The sequence below is a fragment of the Agrobacterium genomosp. 2 str. CFBP 5494 genome (assembly GCF_900013495.1).
In the GTDB taxonomy this organism is placed as follows: Bacteria; Pseudomonadota; Alphaproteobacteria; order Rhizobiales; family Rhizobiaceae; genus Agrobacterium; species Agrobacterium pusense.
The window spans coordinates 1,326,891-1,344,594 of the sequence record NZ_LT009718.1 but is presented as its reverse complement, the minus strand read 5'-3'; the positions used below and the strand labels follow the sequence as shown (position 1 = coordinate 1,344,594).

The following is a 17,704-nucleotide window of genomic DNA, read 5'->3' as shown; positions in this document are numbered from 1 at the left end:
GGTTCCCCGGGCGGGGAACATGGGGTAATTTCCGCCCATGATCGCCGCTCAAGACCTCTCCCCGGCCGAACTCGCCGCCCTCCTGCATTTCCATGCGGATGCGGGCGTCGACTGGTTGCTGGAAGAGGCGCCCGTAGACCGTTTTGCCGAATTTGCCGCCGCCCGCCCTGCCCGGTCCGCGCCTGTTGAGGCGGCGGCGACATCTGCACGGCAGACTGAAAGGCCTGCGGATCGCGGCGCCGATGTGCCGCAGCGGCAGGGAGCAACGCGCAGTGCTCCCGCGCGCGGAGCGCCGGCAAGTCCAGCCGTTCCGCAGAATGTCGCCATGCCGGATGAGCAGGCGGTGGCAGCGGCGCGTTTTGCCGCAGAAAGCGCGAGATCGCTTGCCGAACTGAAAACCGCGCTTGAGGGTTTTTCCGGATGCAACCTCAAGAACAGCGCCCGCAATACGATCTTCACCGAAGGTGACGCTTCCTCGGGCATCATGGTCATCGGCCCCATGCCGGATGCGGATGACGATCGCGAGGGCCTGCCCTTTGCCGGCAAGACCGGCCTGCTGCTTGACCGGATGCTGGCGGCCATCGGCCTTGAGCGCAGCACCATCATGCTCGGCAATGTGGTGCCGTGGCGGCCACCGGGCAACCGCCCGCCGACCCAAGCCGAAATGGATATCTGCCGCCCCTTCATCGAGCGCCAGATCGCCCTTGCGGAGCCAAAACACCTGTTGCTTCTGGGCAACTTTACCGCACGTTTCTTCTTTGGCGGCACCGGCACAATCCATACATTGCGCGGACAGTGGCGTGATGTCGCAGCCGGACACCTTGTTTTGCCGGCGCTCGCCAGCCTGCACCCCCAGGAACTATTGAACGCCCCGGCCAGTAAGTCCTTGGCATGGCAGGATTTATTGATGTTTCGGGCAAAGATCGCCGAAGGCTGATTGCCTCATTCCTGCTCAATGTAAATGAATTATGAAAATAGCCATGCGCATTACGCATAACAGCGGCGCATTTGGTCAACTTGCCGAATCCATGCTGCGCTGCGATATACGGCCATGTCTTGGGAGGAATTTCGGTTAAAGGAACCAAGGCAATGACCACTCGCTTCCGTCCGGTGCATTCCGGCTTTGAATCGCTCCGCCTGGCGGGCCTCGGCCCTCGCTCCAGTCAGGGCTACCATCGTTTCGGCGCAGCCGCTAACGAACAGTTGACCGCACGCGCTGCAATGCAGCAGGTCCGCGTGACGCGTCCCTCGGCAGTCTTCGCGGATTTCCGCGAGCGCTGAGAAGCACTCAGGCCGGCTTACACTGGCTTACAGATATGATTGCGCGCTGGCGTCTTTCCTCGGGAAGGCGCCTTTTGCTTTTGTGGGTGTACGATCATAAGTCTCCGTCATGCCGGACCTGATCCGGCATCCAGCCAGCCCAAGTCCTTGGGCTGAAAGAACTCCTTCGCCGCGCGGACGCGCGTCGGCTGGATCCCGGCTCAAGGCCGGGATGACGGAAGCGGTTGCCCTGAAACACCGGCAATAGCGCTCCTCACCCCTGCGGCGTCGAGGCCTTGCGCGCCGCGCGTCGCGCCAATCCCAGCTGATGTTCACGGAAAATGATGAAGATGCCGGCCAGGATCACGATCGCCGTGCCGATGAGCATCGTCAGCGTGGGTATGTCTCCGAAAAGGACGTAGGAAACCACGATGCCGAAGACGATGGAACTGTATTCGAAGGGCGCGATGACCGAGACCTCGGCGTGCCGGTAACTCTCCGTCAGGAAGATTTGCGCGACGCCGCCGCAGATGCCGCTGGTTATCAGAAGCAGGGTCTGCGTCACTGTCAGCACGCTCCAGCCGAAGGGAACGCTGATGAGCGACAGCAGGGTGGCGGTGAGCGAAAAATAAAGCACGATGGTTGGCGTCTTTTCCGTTTCCACCAGTTGCCGCACCTGGATCATCGCCAGCCCGCCAAGGGCGGCACCACACAGCACGGCAATGGCGCCCAGCCCCTCACCCGCGGCAAACCCGCCTTCCCTGAGAAGCGTCATCTTCGGCCAGAGAATGACCAGCACGCCGATCATTCCCACGAAGACTGCACTCCAGCGATAAATGCGCACCTTCTCATTCAGGATAAAGGCGGCAAAAACCACCGCGAGAAGTGGCGAGGCATAACCGATGGCGATGAATTCCGGCAGCGGCAGCATGGTCAGCCCGTAAAAGCCGCAGGCCATTGAGAGGATTCCAAGAAAACCGCGCTTGAAATGGCCGAGGAGATTGTTGGTGTGCAGCGCACTTGCGAGCGCGTGAAGCCAGGCAAGATAAACGACAATCGGAATGATGGCGAAAGCCGAACGAAAGAAGGTGATCTGGCCGGCCGGCACATCCCCCGCGGCCTTTATACAGGTCTGCATGACAAGAAAAAAGCCAACCGAAATCAGCTTCATGCTGATCCCGCGGAAGGGATTCATCGGTTCGGCGTTCATTAGCAGTTACTCATATCGGCTGCGCAGACACGCCATCGGGAGGTTTCATGCGGGGGAGACGACGCGGGGGAATTGGATTTGCGCAAGGCTAGAGCATTCCTCCGGCGCTTTACAACAAAAATTGTGATTTATCCCTGAATTCGGTTGATGGCGTGGAGAAATCGAAGCCTCGCAAGGCAGGCGCGAAGGCAAAAAGTGGCACGCGCTAAAATTTGAAGAAAATAAAATATAATTTCAGCAATCGTTCAACATTTGCTGCGATGGTCCGTTGGTCCGGCAGCGGGGAGGATCGTCTGCATGGCCGGCAAAGCCTTCCATGGCGGGACAGAATGTCCTCCGACGCGCACATGATCGTGACGAATATTCTACCCATTTTACATCCGGGCCTTATGACGACATGATGCCGGGAAGACCACGCAAAGTTATTCAGGGACAGTCATGCGAACAGACACGGGCCAGATCGTTCACCTGGCGGATTACCGCCCCACCGATTTCGTTCTGGAGCGGGTGGATCTCACCTTCGAACTCGACCCTAAAAATACCAAGGTCGAAGCCCGTCTGATCTTCCACCGGCGCGAAAGCGCCGACCGGCATGCACCGCTGGTTCTTGATGGCGACGAGCTGAAGCTTTCCAGCCTGCTGCTCGACCAGGTGGAGCTGCCCGCCGCTCAATATGAGGCCACACCGGACAGCCTGACCATCCGCGACCTTCCCGCTGAATCTCCCTTCGAGATTTGCGTCACCAATTACATCAACCCGCAGGTCAATACGCAGCTGATGGGGCTTTACCGCACCAACGGCGTTTATTGCACCCAATGCGAAGCGGAAGGTTTCCGCCGCATCACCTATTTCCCCGACCGTCCGGATGTTCTGGCGCCTTATACGGTGACGATCATCGCGGCAAAGGAAGGTAATCCGCTGCTGCTCTCGAACGGCAATTTCCTGGGCGGCGGCAATTACGACGAAGGCCGTCACTTCGCGGCCTGGTTCGATCCGCATCCGAAACCGAGCTACCTGTTCGCTCTCGTTGCCGGCGATCTCGGCGTGGTGGAAGATACTTTCACGACCATGTCCGGACGGGAAGTGGCGCTGAAGATTTATGTCGAGCACGGCAAGGAGCCGCGCGCTGCCTATGCCATGGATGCGCTGAAGCGTTCGATGAAATGGGACGAAGAGCGCTTCGGCCGCGAATACGACCTCGACATCTTCATGATCGTCGCCGTGTCGGATTTCAACATGGGCGCGATGGAGAACAAGGGCCTCAACGTCTTCAACGACAAATTCGTGCTGGCCGACCCGGAAACCGCCTCGGATGCGGACTATGCCAATATCGAGCGCATCATTGCGCATGAATATTTCCACAACTGGACAGGCAATCGCATCACCTGCCGTGACTGGTTCCAGCTGTGCCTGAAAGAAGGCCTGACGGTCTATCGCGATCAGGAATTTTCCTCCGACATGCGCTCGCGGCCGGTGAAGCGCATTGCCGATGTGCGCCACCTGAAATCGGAGCAGTTCCCGGAGGATTCCGGTCCGCTGGCGCATCCGCCGCGCCCGGATACCTATCGCGAAATCAACAACTTCTACACGACGACCGTGTATGAAAAAGGTGCCGAAGTCACCCGCATGATCGCCACGATCCTCGGCGCTGAAGACTTCAAAAAGGGCATGGACCTCTATTTTGAACGTCATGACGGCGAAGCTGCAACGGTTGAGGATTTCGTCAGGAGCTTTGCCGATGCCAGCGGTCGCGATCTCTCGCAGTTTTCGCTATGGTACACCGAGGCCGGCACGCCGCTAGTCTCCGTTTCGTCCGCTTACGATGCCGGCAAGGCCACTTTCAGCTTGACGCTGGAACAGACGACCGCGCCGACCCCCGGCCAGCCGGTGAAACAGCCACGCCACATTCCGCTTTCGCTGGCGCTGATCCTCGATAATGGTCAGATCGCCGAACCGCAGGCCGTCGAAGGCGGCGAGTATCGCGACGGCGTACTTCATTTGACCCAGCGCAACCAGACCTTCTCCTTCTCTGGCATTTCCTCGCGGCCGGTGCTGTCGATCAACCGCAGCTTCTCCGCGCCGATCAACCTGCATTTCGAGCAGAATGCTGCCGACCTGGTGCAGATTGCCCGGCATGAGACGGATATGTTCGCGCGTTTCCAGGCGCTGACCGATCTCGCCCTGCCCGTGCTGATCGCCGCCACCAAGGCGGTGCAAAAAGGCGAAGACGTCCGCACCGATGCCGACCTGATCGCGACGCTCATCGAAATCATCGGCGACGACGCGCTTGAACCAGCATTCCGGGCGCAGGCACTCGCCCTGCCCAGCGAGACCGATATCGCCCGCGAACTCGGCGGAAACACGGATCCCGATGCCATCCACAAGGCGCGCAACGCCACGATCACGGCGATTGCGACAGCCGGCCAGGACACACTGCGGCGGCTTGCCGACGATGCTGCCAATGGCGAGGCCTACAGCCCCGATGCCGGAAGCGCCGGGCGGCGTTCACTGCGCAACGGTGCGCTGACCTTCCTCGCCTTTGCCGAGGGAACGCCGGAGCGGGCGGCGAAGGCCTATGCCGGCGCCACCAACATGACCGATCTCGCCCATGCACTCAGCGTGCTGACGCAGCGCTTCCCCGACAGTGCGGAAACGAAGGAAGCGCTTGCCGCTTTCGAAAAACGCTTCGCCGACAATGCACTGGTGCTCGACAAGTGGTTTTCGCTGCAGGCCGCCATTCCCGGCGAAGGCGCTCTTGATCGTATCAAGGCACTGATGAAATCGAAACATTTCATCGCCACCAATCCGAACCGGGTGCGTTCGCTCGTCGGCACGCTCGCCTTTTCCAATCCTACCGGCTTTCATCGTGCCGATGGCGCCGCCTATCGGTTCCTCGCAGAGCAGATCATCGCCATCGACAAACGCAATCCGCAGCTTGCCGCCCGCATTCTCACGTCCATGCGCTCCTGGCGCTCACTTGAGGCAAGCCGCGCCGACCATGCGAAAGCAGCGCTTTCCACCATTGCCGAGGCGAAAGGCCTCTCGACGGATGTGAGCGATATTGTCGGGCGTATCCTGAAGGGCTGACTTTCCGCCGAAGCTCCGACATTCTGACCCATTCCGCGACGCCGTCTTGATTTCCATCAAGGCGGCGTCGTGCATCATGCAGCATCCTTCGTGCGAAGGGCCGCGGTTGGCCCGGGATCAGACAGGAACCTCAGATGACGGATATGTCCAGAACAAGCGCTTCGTTTCAGCGTTTCATCAGCGATGCTCCAGACCATAAGGCGGCGTGGTTTCAGGCCGTGCAGGCTCTCGGGGCCGCGTCCACGCTCGACGTGAAGACACAGAGCCCGATCTACATCGGCATTCTTGCCGCCCTCCGCCTGGAAAGCGGCATCGGTTTTCATGTGATGGAAGCCAAGTCCCACGGCGCGAGCCGCGACGATATCATCAGCGCGGTGCTCACCGGTCTTCCTGCCGCCGGAAATGGCGTGATCAGCGCGCTTGGCCCTGCTCTCGATGCCTTCGACGGAGCCTGAACGTTACACGCGGCATTCCCAAGCAGCCGGAATTGAAGCGCCGGCTCACTGTTTTTCTTCATGAATCCCGCTTTTGCCGAAGCGGAAGCAGACTGTCCCGAAAAAATACGGAGTCGGTTCAAGGGGTTAAAATTCTTTTAACTTTTGCCTCTGGACAGGGCGAATCGCATTTGATTCATTAGAGATATTCGAGCGGCGGCGCTTCGAATCACGGGGACATCTAAAAGGCGGGACAATGACGAACGTGCGGCGGGCGACTGCGGGCGATGAGCGGCCGTGTGCCAAATTTTCTGATCTGGCGGCCTGGGGCGAAAAGCTTTCCAGTGACCTGATGGGTTTGATGAGCGGCGCGGAACGGCCCATGCCGCAGGTCGAGACCCTGCTGAAGCGCCTCATTCCCATTCTCATCCTCGCATTTCTGGTGGTCGTGGCGGCCTCGCGCATGCTGGGCATCGTCGCCGAATACAGCCGCATGGAAGAAGCCGCCCGCCACTCCACGGCTTTGACGGCGCTGACCGCCAAGGCGGCCCTGCTGAACGACGGCACTGTTTTCACCTCGCAGGACCGCACCCGCGCCGAGGCAAGCCTTGTCGCCGCGTTGCCGCAGGGAAGTCTTGCCGATGGTACCATGGTGCTGCTGTCGGGCAGCAACGGTCGTATTTTTGCCGGTTCCGGCAAGGAGGCAATGCTTTACATTGGCACCTCCCTGCCTGCCCTGCTGCCGGAAATCGCCATCGTGCAGCGTTTTCCCGGCGCTCCCGGAACCATCGAGACCAATATAGACGGCCAGCAGCATTACGCGACGATGATCCCCTTCGGAAACGATGGTGCCATGGTCATCGCGGCGCGGTCGCTGCAGCCGATCCGCTCGTTCTGGCGCAGCGAAATCGCCATGAATGTCACGCTGTTCGCGGGCATTTCCTCCATCCTGCTCGTGGTGCTCTATGCCTATTACATGCAGGTGAAGCGCGCCCGCGATGCCGACGACATCTTCGCCGAATCCAACCTGCGGGTAGAGACGGCGCTCTCGCGCGGCCGTTGCGGCCTGTGGGATTTCGACCTTTCCACCCGGCGCATGTTCTGGTCCGGTTCGCTTTACGAGATTCTCGGTATGCCGCCCAGGGCGACACCGCTCTCCTTCTCCGATGCGGCGCGAATGATGCATTCCGAAGACGGCAATCTCTATGAGCTTGCCCGGGCTGTCGGCTGCGGCAACCTGCGCCAGATCGACCAGATCTTCCGCATGCGCCACACCAAGGGCCATTATGTCTGGTTGCGTGCCCGCGCCCAGGTCATCCGCACCAATAATGGGCCGCGTGTCATCGGCATTGCCATGGATGTCACCGAACAGCACCGCCTTGCGCAGCGCTATGCCGAGGCCGACCAGCGCCTTGCCGACGCCATCGAATCCACGTCCGAAGCTTTCGTGCTGTGGGACAAGAACGACCGTCTCGTCATGTGCAACACCCATTACCAGAAGGCCTATGGCCTGCCGGACAGCGTGCTGGTGGCAGGCACGGAGAAATCCACGGTTTATGCCGCAGCAGCCCGGCCGGTCGTCGAACGTCGCGTTGCCGATCCCGATCAGTCCGGCCTGTCCCGCACCACGGAGGTGCAGCTTGCCGACGATCGCTGGCTGCAGATCAACGAACGCCGCACCCGCGATGGCGGCCTCGTCTCGGTCGGCACCGACATCACGCTTCTGAAGCGCCACCAGGAACGGCTGCGCGATTCCGAGCGGCGACTGATGGCCACCATCGGCGATCTCTCCGCCTCGCAGCACAAGCTGGAGCGCCAGAAGACCGAGCTTTCTGACGCCAACGCCAACTACCTTGCCGAAAAAGAGCGCGCCCAGGCCGCCAACCGGGCGAAATCGGAATTCCTTGCCAATATGAGCCATGAGCTGCGCACGCCGCTCAACGCCATCCTCGGCTTCTCCGAAATACTGCTAAACGAGATGTTCGGCCCCGTGGGTTCTCCCAAATATTCCGAATATGCGCGCGACATCCATGACAGTGGCAAACATCTGCTCAACGTCATCAACGATATTCTCGACATGTCGAAGATTGAGGCGGGCCATATGCGCATCAACCGCGAGACCATCGATCTCGCGCCGCTGATCGAAGAGACCCTGCGTCTGACCGCCATCCAGGCCGAACAGAAGAACATCACCGTGCAGCAGAAGGTCTGCGCCGGCCTCACCATGCAGGGCGACCGCCGCGCCATGAAGCAGATCATGCTCAACCTGCTCTCCAACGCCGTGAAATTCACCGGCGACGGCGGCAGCATTGCGCTGCGCACCCATGTGCATGAGGCTGCGATGATCCTCACCATCGCCGACACCGGTATCGGCATTCCGACACAGGCGCTGGAAAAGATCGGTCAGCCCTTTGAGCAGGTGCAGAGCCAATATGCCAAGAGCCAGGGCGGCTCCGGTCTCGGGCTTGCGATTTCCCGCTCGCTGGTGAAGCTGCATGGCGGAACGATGAAAATTCGTTCCTGTGAGGGGCGTGGCACGGTGGTGACGATTATTATTCCGCACGCGGCGGGGCGGTGTGGCACGGTGCATTGAAGCTTGGTGGGTGTGGTTCACCCCCCTCTGCCCTGCCGGGCATCTCCCCCACAGGTGGGGAGATAGATATGCGGCAAGGTTTTGCCCATCTCGACGTTAGAGAATGAAGTGGCGATAGCGCATCTTGCCGATCTCCCTCCTTGTGGGGAAGATGCCCGGCAGGGCAGAGGGGGGTAAGCCACACCCACCGACATCACCCCCCATTCTTCACCACCGCCACAAACGCCTTCCGCACCGCCTTCGACAACCGCTTCACCTCTCCCTCCAGCGTCGGAATATCCGGGCAATCCCCCGCTCGGCACACGAGATCAGTGAGGCCCGCCGGCGCTTCCTTCGGATTGAACGCCCCATCGATACAAAGCCGAACGATCTGCGATATTTCCGTATAAAGCCCCATCGCCGCCATGCAGTCATCGAAGGCCTGCGGCTCCATGACCGGAGCGGCGAGCGCCTGGAGCGCTTCTGCCGTGTTGCGCCCCGGTTCGTGCGCGGCAAGCCCCTTCGCAGGCCCTACCAGCGCCAGATATTGGGCGATGAATTCAAGGTCGATCAGGCCGCCATTGATGAGTTTGAAGTCCCAGTTATTTTCCGGCGGTTTTCCCTGCTCGATGAGGCTGCGCATTTCCAGCACATCGGCCGAGACCTTGGCCACATCCCGCTTTTGCGACAGGACGGAAGCAATGATGCGGCGCGCATCTTCCATCAGCGAGGCATCGCCGCAGATCAGGCGGGCGCGCGACAGCGCCATGTGTTCCCAGGTCCAGGCCTCCTCACGCTGGTATTTTTCGAAGGCGGAAATGCGGGTCGCCACCGGCCCCTTGTTGCCGGAGGGGCGAAGCCGCATGTCGACCTCGTAAAGCACGCCTTCTGCCGTCGGTGCCGACAGGGCGGCAATCAACCGCTGGGTCACGCGGGTGAAATAACGCACCACATCGAGCGGTTTTGCGCCGGTCGATTCATGGGCGGCATCATCATAATCGTAAAGCAGGATGAGATCGACATCCGATCCGGCCGTCAGTTCGAAGGAGCCGAGCTTGCCCATTCCCATCACGGCGACACGGCCGCCGGGATAGGGCCCATGTGCCGCCTCCATCTCCGCCAGCACCGCATTCAACGCCGCCTCGATCACCAGATCGGCAAGATGGGTGAAAGCACGGGCGGCGACTTCGCCACGGATCGCGCCGGTCAGAAGCCTGACGCCGATGAGGAAGCGCTGCTCGGCGGCAAAGATGCGCAGCCGGTCGAGAATATCCTCGTAATGGCGGGCATTGGAGAGGAAACTGCCCATGCGGTGGGCGAGATAATCGCGTGTCGGGATGTCGCTCATCAAAGCCGGGTCCAGCATGCCGTCAAAGACATGCGGGCGGGCGGCGATGATTTCGGCCAGACGCGGCGCGGAGGACATGATCGTTACCAGCAGGTCGAGCAGCGCCGGGTTGTTGCCGAGCAGCGAGAAAAGCTGGATGCCTGCCGGCAGGCCGGAGAGGAAATTGTCGAAGCGCAGCAGCGCCTCGTCGGCCCGCTTGCTCTCACCAAAGGCGCGCAGCAGGTCCGGCGTCAATTCCGTCAGCCGCTCGCGGGCCTCGACCGACTGCGTCGCCCGGTAGCGGCCATTGTGCCAGGTGCGGATGACGCGGGAGATATCCTCCGGCCGCTCGAAACCGAGGGCGGAGAGCGTCTTTAACGTATCGGGATCGTCCTTCTGACCGGTGAACACCAGATTGCCGGCCTCGCCTGACAGTTTCACTTCCTGTTCGAACAGCGCCGAATAACGCCGCTCCACCAGCCGCAGCACCTCTTCCAGCTTTTCCGAGAAGGCCTTGGTATCCTCGAAACCCAGCATGAAGGCGATGCGCTTCAGTTCGGCTTCGGTATCGGGCAGCACATGGGTCTGCTCATCGCGCACCATCTGGATGCGATGTTCCACCTCGCGAAGGAACCAATAGGCATCCGTCAGGCTGTCACGGGTCTCGGCGTCGATCCATTTCGCCTCGGTCAGCGCCGCCAGCGCCTCCTGCGTTGCGCGCACCCGCAGCGCCGGCATTCGGCCGCCGGCGATCAGCTGCTGCGTCTGGGCGAAAAACTCGATCTCGCGGATGCCGCCGCGCCCGAGCTTGACATTGTGGCCCTTCACCGCAATCGCGCCGTGGCCCTTATGGGCGTGGATCTGCCGCTTGATGGAATGAATATCGGCAATCGCCGCATAATCGAGATATTTGCGGAAGATGAAGGGCGTGAGCTCGCGCAGGAAATTCTCACCCGCCTTGATATCGCCCGCCACCGGCCGTGCCTTGATATAGGCAGCGCGTTCCCAGTTCTGGCCCCTGCCCTCGTAATAAAGCAGGGCCGCTTCCACGGGGATGGCGAGCGGTGTGGAGCCCGGGTCTGGCCGCAGCCGCAGATCGGTGCGGAAGACATAACCATCGGCCGTGCGCTCCTGCATGATGCGGACCAGACGGCGCATCATACGTCCGAAATTCTCCGTCGCGTCATAGGGGTCGTCCATGATCCCGGCGGAGGGTTCGAAAAACACTACGGCGTCGATATCGGAGGAATAGTTGAGTTCGCGGGCACCGAGCTTACCCATGCCGAGCACGATGAGGCCCGATCCTTCGCTGGGGGCGGCAACATCCTTCAGTTTCAGCTTGCCACTCTCATGGGCCGACAGCAGAAGATGATCGATGGCAGCGGAGAGTGCTGCATCCGCCATGTCGCTCAGCCAGCGGGTCGTGTCACGCGCAGTGAAGATTCGGGCGAGATCGGCAAGTGCCGCGACGAAGGAGAGCCGCCGTTTGGCGATCCGGAGCCTCGACATTACCTCGTTTTCGCTCGGTATGCCGCCGTCCTCTCCCGGTTTCCAGCAATCGCGCGCCTGACGCACGAGATCGGCGAGCAGTGGCTCCAGAGGTTTTGAAATGGCCAGTGACAACAGCCCCTCATCGGCCGCCGCCATGTCGCGCAGGTAGGGGGAGAGCGTGAAGGCCGCGGCGACGAAGTCTTTCAGGGCGCTTTCGTCGGCAAGCAGCGCGGCCACCGCCGGCTCGCTTCTGCCGATGTCTTTCAGAGTGGAGAGCACGGATTTCAGCTCGGTCTGCGTATAGGGGCGGATCACGCCCGCCAGCACGTCGTTCAGCCGCCTTTCGGCGCTTTCCGGTTTCGTCAATGCTTCTCTCCCTCTCCCGAGCCCATTTGTCCTTCGGCCATACCGGATTTTCAGGACGGGCCGCTCTCCCACGGTAGCCATCCTGCCGTTGCATCACCGAAGCCTGCAGGCACATATCACCTGCGTTGTAACAAATGCGGCGCGCTTTGCGATCAGGAAAACCGCTTTTGCCGAATTTTCCGAAACCCTGCTGGCGCGACCACGGTTTCGGCGGCGCATCGCAATGCCGCGTAATGTCTCCGCAATTGTGCCCACGTAGCGTTCTCCTCAACGAAACCCGACTCCCCGGTTTTCAAACACGCGGTGCTGCAACGGATATGATCATGAAACAGATTTTTACAATGAAATGGCAAAAGAGCCTGTGCGCCATGGCGCTTTGCCTGACGGCGCTGCCGGTGGCACAAGCGGTCTACGCGCCGGTTTTCGCCGCCGATATCGGGAAATCGGACCGCATTGCCGATCCGCAGACCGGTTTCGATAATTCCCGCTACAGCAGTTCCAGCGACTGGAAAATCACGCTCGGTGTCGGCGCCGCCTATGCCCCGAAATATGAGGGGTCGGACAAGCTGGAGGCCGGCGCCGTGCCGCTGGTCTCCGTCGCCTATGGGGACATGTTGAGCATCGATTTCAGCGGCGTCACCGTCAACCTGCTGAACAGCAACGGCTTCCGGCTGGGAGTGAAAGGCGGCTGGGAGCCCGGGCGCAAGGAAAAGGACGACAGGAAAAACCTGCGCGGGATGGGCGATATCAAGGCGGGCGGCGTCATTGGCGGCGTTATCGCCTATGACGCTGAACCCTTCGAAATCTACGCCAAGGTCGACAAGACCATCAATGGCAGCGAGGGCCTGACAGCCTCGATCGGCGCGAGCGTTTCCCATAAGGTCGACCAGTTCATCCTCGGAGCGGACCTCTCCGCCACCTGGGCTGACGACAAGCACATGAAATCCTATTTCGGTGTGACCTCGGCGCAATCCGCCCGTTCGGGCCTGCGTCGCTTCGACGCCAAATCCGGCTTCAAGCGCGTCGACGCCAGCGCTTCCGTCACCTACCTGATGACCGAGAACTGGTCGATCACCGGCACCGGAGGCGTCGGTTTCCTGCTGGGCGATGCCAAGGACAGCCCGCTGTCCAAAAAAGATATCCAGCCGTTTGCGATGGTAGGCCTGGCCTACACATTCTAACGCGAGGATTGTCGTCTGGCGGGGCACAACTCCCCGCCGGAATACACTCGCCGGCTCTCTTCAGCGGCCATTGTCTGGAAAAACCATGGAGACTGTCAGCCCCGGGCAGGCGGTGTTGGAAGCGTCGGTGTCCGAAAGCTCCAGCGACCCGCCATGCAGTTCCATCACCGCCTCCACCAGCGACAGGCCAAGGCCCGTGCCGGGCTTGGAGCGGCTTTCATCCAGCCGCACGAAGCGTTTCAGCACCTCGCCGCGCTTGTCGGCAGGAATACCGGGACCATTATCGGCAACGGAAAGCAGGATTGCGCCAGGGGCCTTTGCCAGACGAACGACGAGTTTTTTGTCACCCTCGCCTTCGCAGGCATATTTCATGGCGTTGTCTATCAGGTTCGAAAGCGCCTGGCCGATCAATTCGCGGTTGCCCTTGACGATGAGGCCCTGTTCGATTTCGGTTTCCAGCGCGAGCCCCGCATCCTCGGCCACCGGCTCGTAGAGTTCGGCGCTGTCTTCGGCAATCGCCGAGACGTCCACTTCAGTCATTTCGGCGGCGATGGAACCGGCCTCTACACGGGAAATCATCAGCAGCGCATTGAAAGTGCGGATAAGCTGGTCGGACTCGGCGATAATGCCTTCAAGGGCTGCGCGGCGTTTCGTTTCGTCATCATCGTCCAGTGCCGCGGCGGCCTTGTTGCGCAAGCGCGTCAGCGGCGTCTTCAGGTCATGGGCGATATTGTCGGAAACCTGCCGCAGGCCTTCATTGAGCTTCTCGATGCGGCCAAGCATGGCGTTAAGCGAGCCGGACAGCCTGTCGAACTCATCACCGGAGCGGCCCTGCGGCAGACGCTGCGAAAGGTCGCCGGCCATGATCTTCTTGGTTGCCGCCGACATGCGGTCGATGCGTTTCAGTGCATTGCGGCCGATGCCGAACCAGATCAGCAGGGCGCCGCCGCTCATGATGGCGAGCGCCACCATCAGGGCATTACGCACCAGGGCGCGGAATTTGGTCGGCTCGCCGAGGTCGCGGCCGATCAGGATGCGCAGCCCGTTGTCCAGAACGAAAACATTGGCCGTGGCAAGATGCTGCACGCTGTCGCCGCTTTCGGAATAACGCTCATAACGGAAGGGAAAGCCGGTCCAGCCTTCCTTGTCGAAAACACCGGGCTGCACGGAGGCGACGTTGCCGGCCAGAATTTCACCATTCGGCCCGGCGATGATGTAAAGGCTCGCTCCCGGCTGACGGGCACGGCGCTCCATCATCCTCAGCAGCGGATTGATACCGCCGCGATTATAGATGCGCTGCACATCCGAGACTTCCTGCAGCACAGCGTCACGCGTCTGCTGGTTCAGCAGCCTTTCGGAAAGCGCAGTGACATAAAAAACAAGGAACGCCGCGCAGAGCGCAAACAGCAGGATATAGAGCGCCGAAAGGCGCACCGCTGTCGACCTGAACAATATTCTGAGGCGGGCCATTTTCGGCAATCAGCCCTCGTCCTTCATCATGTAGCCCGCACCGCGAATGGTCTTCAGCAGCGGCTTCTCGAAGTCCTTCTCGATCTTCGAGCGCAGACGGGAAACATGCACGTCGATGACATTGGTCTGCGGATCGAAATGGTAATCCCAGACATTTTCGAGAAGCATCGTGCGGGTCACCACCTGGCCGGCATTCTTCATCAGATATTCCAGCAGGCGAAATTCGCGCGGCTGAAGGAGGATTTCCTTGCCACCCCGGCGCACATCGTGGGACAGGCGGTCCAACTCGAGATCGCCGACGCGATAGATCATGTCCTGCTCGGGCTTGCCCTTGCGGCGGCCAAGCACTTCGATACGGGCGAGCAGTTCGGAGAAGGCATAGGGTTTCGGCAGATAATCGTCACCGCCGGCACGCAGGCCGGTCACGCGGTCATCCACCTGCCCCAGCGCCGAAAGGATAAGAACCGGCGTCTCGATGCCGCGGCGGCGCAGTTCGCTGATGACGGAAAGCCCGTCGCGGCGCGGCAACATGCGGTCGATCACCATGACGTCGTAGACATTCTCGCAGCCCATGAACAGGCCGCTTTCACCATCGCTGGCGTGGTCGGCGACGATCCCGGCTTCGCGGAACGCCTTGGTCATATAGGCCGCAGCCTCGAGGTCGTCTTCAATGACAAGAATCTTCATGTGCGGGACAATAGCGCCCTCGCCCTTTTCCGCACAACCGGAAACAGATGCGACAGACATTTCCTGAACCTTGTTTTCCATGAGGTTTCCTCCGCGATACTGCCTGGACCGGCATTGCGGGTCCTTTCTTCTCCCCGCCGGGGAAGGGTCGGATGAGGGGGCAAGCGCGCAGTCTATCGCTACCCTTGCCCCCTCATCCCGCCGCCGCGACCTTCTCCCCCTCGGGGAGAAGAAACAAGTGGCACGCGCTCATTCCATATGTTCTGCCTCGTCCTATAGGCGAGACACATTCCTTAGCGACGCCGGCTCCCGAAAGAACCGGCATCGCCTTTCAGCCTATCAACCCTGGTCGATATCCAGAGCGATGAAGCGGCTGCCGTCATCCGTCTGGATCTGGAACAGCGCCTTGGAGCGTCCGTCTTTCTTCGCCTGCTCGAGGATCTTCTCGATATCGGCGGCGGATGCGACCTGCTGGTTGTTGACCGAGGTGATCTTCTCACCCGTCTTCAGGCCACGGGCAGCGGCATCGCTGTCAGGGTCGACATCGGTGATGGCAAGTCCGTTGCCGTCATCGGCGGGGGCCACCGTGACGCCGAGGCTGGACAGCACCTTCTCGCTGGAAGACTGACCGCCCTTGTCGTCGTTCTGGCTCGGGGTCGCCTTGGAGGCATCGTCGCTGGCGAGATCACCGAGCGTCACCGTGACCGACTGAGACTTGCCACCGCGCCACAGCGAGATTTCCACCTTGCTGTTCGGCGCCATGCCGCCGATGCGGCGTGACAGGTCGCGGGCATCCTTGACGGGTTCGCCGTTGACGGCGGTGATGATGTCACCCTGCTTGATGCCTGCCTTGTCGCCCGGCGAGCCGGACTGCGGCGAAACGACCAGGGCGCCCTTGGCTTCGGAAAGGCCGAGCGATTCGGCGATGTCCTTGCTGACGGGCTGGATCTGCACGCCGAGCCAGCCGCGCTCTACCTTGCCGTCCTTCTGCAGGTCGGCGATCACGTCCTTGGCGACCGATGCCGGAATGGCGAAGGCAATGCCGACATTGCCGCCCGAGGGCGAGAAGATGGCGGTGTTGATGCCAACCACTTCACCATTGAGGTTGAAGGCGGGACCGCCCGAGTTGCCGCGGTTCACGGCGGCGTCGATCTGCAGGTAGTCGTCATAGGGGCCGGAGCCGATATCACGGCCACGGGCCGAGATAATGCCGGAAGTCACCGTGCCGCCAAGGCCGAAGGGGTTGCCAACGGCGACGACCCAGTCACCGACGCGGATCTTGCTGTCATCGGCAAACTGAACGTAGGTGAACTTGCGGTTCACATCGACCTTGAGGAGTGCCAGATCGGTGCGCGGATCGCGGCCGACGAGCTTGGCGTCGAGTTCGGTGCCGTCATTCATCACGATTGTATAGGCGGAGCCGTCATCGACGACGTGGTTGTTGGTGACGATGTAACCATCTTCGGAAATGAAGAAGCCGGAGCCCTGAGCGACGGCGCGCAGCGGACCCTTGCCGTCACGGTGGCGATTGGGGCCGCGGTCGGAGCGATCCTGGTTCGGGCCGCCGAATTCCTTGAAGAAGCGCTTGAGCGGATGGTCATCCGGAAGCTGGTCAAGGCCACGGCCACCGAAATTAAAGGAGAAATTGCTGGAATCATCGGAAGCGGGCTGCACGTTCGACTGAACGCGAACGGAGACGACGGCGGGCGATACCGCATCGACCACATTGGCGAAGCTCGGAACCTGCGGCGCAGTCACCTCGACGGGGGCGGCAAAAGAGTGGAGGATAGGTGCGGCAATGCCGGTGGAAAGCATCAGCGCCGCAAGGCCGCCAACCGTCGTGGCCTTCAGGGCTGTCTTCAGCGAGGAATGGCCGTTTTGCGAATGAGACATGGTGTACCTTCTTTCTTCATTCAGACTGGAACCCGTATGACCGGGGAAGCGGTGGATGATGAAGATATAGGAGGCGACACCTTACGGCGAAGTGTCTGAGGAATGAAAAATCCGTAATGTTGAAAAAGAACCGTGGGAAAAAATGAAAAACAATTATTTTTCAATGAGGTTGCGAATTCTTTCTTCTTCATCCGCGCTCAGTTTTTGTGGCTGTTCAAGGGTGGCGCGGCGACGCGAAAAGACGAAGACGGCGAAAATTCCCACAAGGGTGAGGCCGATGGGTGCGCCCCACAAAAGCACGGTGCGCAGGCTGAGGCGCGGTTTGAGAAGCACGAATTCGCCATAGCGCGACACGACATAATCGATGACCGCCTTGTCGCTGTCACCCTCGACCAGCCGTTCGCGCACCAGAACGCGCAGGTCACGCGCCAGTTCGGCGTTGCTGTCATCGATCGACTGGTTCTGGCATACCATGCAGCGAAGCTGGGAGGTGAGGTTGCGGGCTCGCTGTTCGAGCACGGGGTCCTTGAGGACTTCATCCGGGTTGAAGGCGGAAGCGGGAGATGCTGAGACAAGCACAGCGAAGAGAAGCAGAAAACCCGCCAGCATCCGAGGCAATCCCGAAAGAGTGCGGCGCATTTCTTCTCCCCGCCGGGGAGAAGGAGGCCCGAAGGGTCGGATGAGGGGGCCCACGCCAGCCATAACTCTCAGTGTATGCGGCTTCCC

General features: G+C 60.9%; 12 protein-coding genes. 6 read left to right on the top strand and 6 right to left on the bottom strand.

All coding sequences use genetic code 11. The features are described from left to right. Positions 1 to 37: 37 nt before the first annotated feature. A complete protein-coding gene (locus tag AGR2A_RS06465) occupies positions 38 to 937 on the top strand; it encodes a uracil-DNA glycosylase (RefSeq protein WP_072494212.1) in 900 nt (299 codons plus the stop codon). Positions 938 to 1,089: 152 nt separating this feature from the next. Continuing rightward, a complete protein-coding gene (locus AGR2A_RS06455) occupies positions 1,090 to 1,281 on the top strand; it encodes a hypothetical protein (RefSeq protein WP_004440829.1) in 192 nt (63 codons plus the stop codon). Between the two features lie 253 nt (positions 1,282 to 1,534). Here the strand turns inward: AGR2A_RS06455 and AGR2A_RS06450 are convergent, their stop codons facing one another. Beyond that, the gene (locus AGR2A_RS06450) at positions 1,535 to 2,470 is read right to left on the bottom strand and encodes a DMT family transporter (RefSeq protein ID WP_072494211.1); all 936 of its coding nucleotides are present in this window, start codon (positions 2,468 to 2,470) and stop codon (positions 1,535 to 1,537) included. A gap of 438 nt (positions 2,471 to 2,908) precedes the next feature. Between AGR2A_RS06450 and pepN the strand changes: the two genes are divergently transcribed. The 3 genes from pepN (at position 2,909) to AGR2A_RS06435 (ending at position 8,584) form a co-directional block, all read left to right on the top strand. Further along, on the top strand, positions 2,909 to 5,557 hold the full coding sequence (gene pepN, locus AGR2A_RS06445) for an aminopeptidase N (protein ID WP_004440825.1): 2,649 nt from the start codon (positions 2,909 to 2,911) through the stop codon (positions 5,555 to 5,557). A gap of 134 nt (positions 5,558 to 5,691) precedes the next feature. After that, on the top strand, positions 5,692 to 6,012 hold the full coding sequence (locus AGR2A_RS06440) for a carboxymuconolactone decarboxylase family protein (protein ID WP_072494210.1): 321 nt from the start codon (positions 5,692 to 5,694) through the stop codon (positions 6,010 to 6,012). 235 nt (positions 6,013 to 6,247) lie between these two features. Continuing rightward, a complete protein-coding gene (locus AGR2A_RS06435; RefSeq protein WP_072494209.1) occupies positions 6,248 to 8,584 on the top strand; it encodes a PAS domain-containing sensor histidine kinase in 2,337 nt (778 codons plus the stop codon). Between the two features lie 193 nt (positions 8,585 to 8,777). Here the strand turns inward: AGR2A_RS06435 and AGR2A_RS06430 are convergent, their stop codons facing one another. After that, entirely contained in the window at positions 8,778 to 11,747 is a 2,970-nt protein-coding gene (locus tag AGR2A_RS06430) for a bifunctional [glutamine synthetase] adenylyltransferase/[glutamine synthetase]-adenylyl-L-tyrosine phosphorylase (RefSeq protein WP_072494208.1), read from the bottom strand. A 317-nt stretch (positions 11,748 to 12,064) separates the two neighbouring features. Here AGR2A_RS06430 and AGR2A_RS06425 point away from each other — a divergent pair, with 317 nt between their 5' ends. Continuing rightward, entirely contained in the window at positions 12,065 to 12,928 is an 864-nt protein-coding gene (locus AGR2A_RS06425; protein WP_072494207.1) for a MipA/OmpV family protein, read from the top strand. Between the two features lie 60 nt (positions 12,929 to 12,988). On the opposite strand, the gene AGR2A_RS06420 is transcribed toward AGR2A_RS06425, so the two are convergent. The 4 genes from AGR2A_RS06420 to AGR2A_RS06405 all read right to left on the bottom strand — a co-directional run bounded on the left by AGR2A_RS06420 (position 12,989) and on the right by AGR2A_RS06405 (position 17,587). Then, a complete protein-coding gene (locus AGR2A_RS06420; RefSeq protein WP_048902668.1) occupies positions 12,989 to 14,398 on the bottom strand; it encodes a sensor histidine kinase in 1,410 nt (469 codons plus the stop codon). Positions 14,399 to 14,407: 9 nt separating this feature from the next. After that, the gene (locus AGR2A_RS06415) at positions 14,408 to 15,166 is read right to left on the bottom strand and encodes a response regulator transcription factor (protein WP_004440811.1); all 759 of its coding nucleotides are present in this window, start codon (positions 15,164 to 15,166) and stop codon (positions 14,408 to 14,410) included. Between the two features lie 258 nt (positions 15,167 to 15,424). Continuing rightward, the gene (locus tag AGR2A_RS06410; protein ID WP_080822505.1) at positions 15,425 to 16,978 is read right to left on the bottom strand and encodes a Do family serine endopeptidase; all 1,554 of its coding nucleotides are present in this window, start codon (positions 16,976 to 16,978) and stop codon (positions 15,425 to 15,427) included. Positions 16,979 to 17,131: 153 nt separating this feature from the next. Next, the gene (locus AGR2A_RS06405) at positions 17,132 to 17,587 is read right to left on the bottom strand and encodes a cytochrome c-type biogenesis protein (protein WP_034495871.1); all 456 of its coding nucleotides are present in this window, start codon (positions 17,585 to 17,587) and stop codon (positions 17,132 to 17,134) included. Positions 17,588 to 17,704 lie beyond the last annotated feature (117 nt).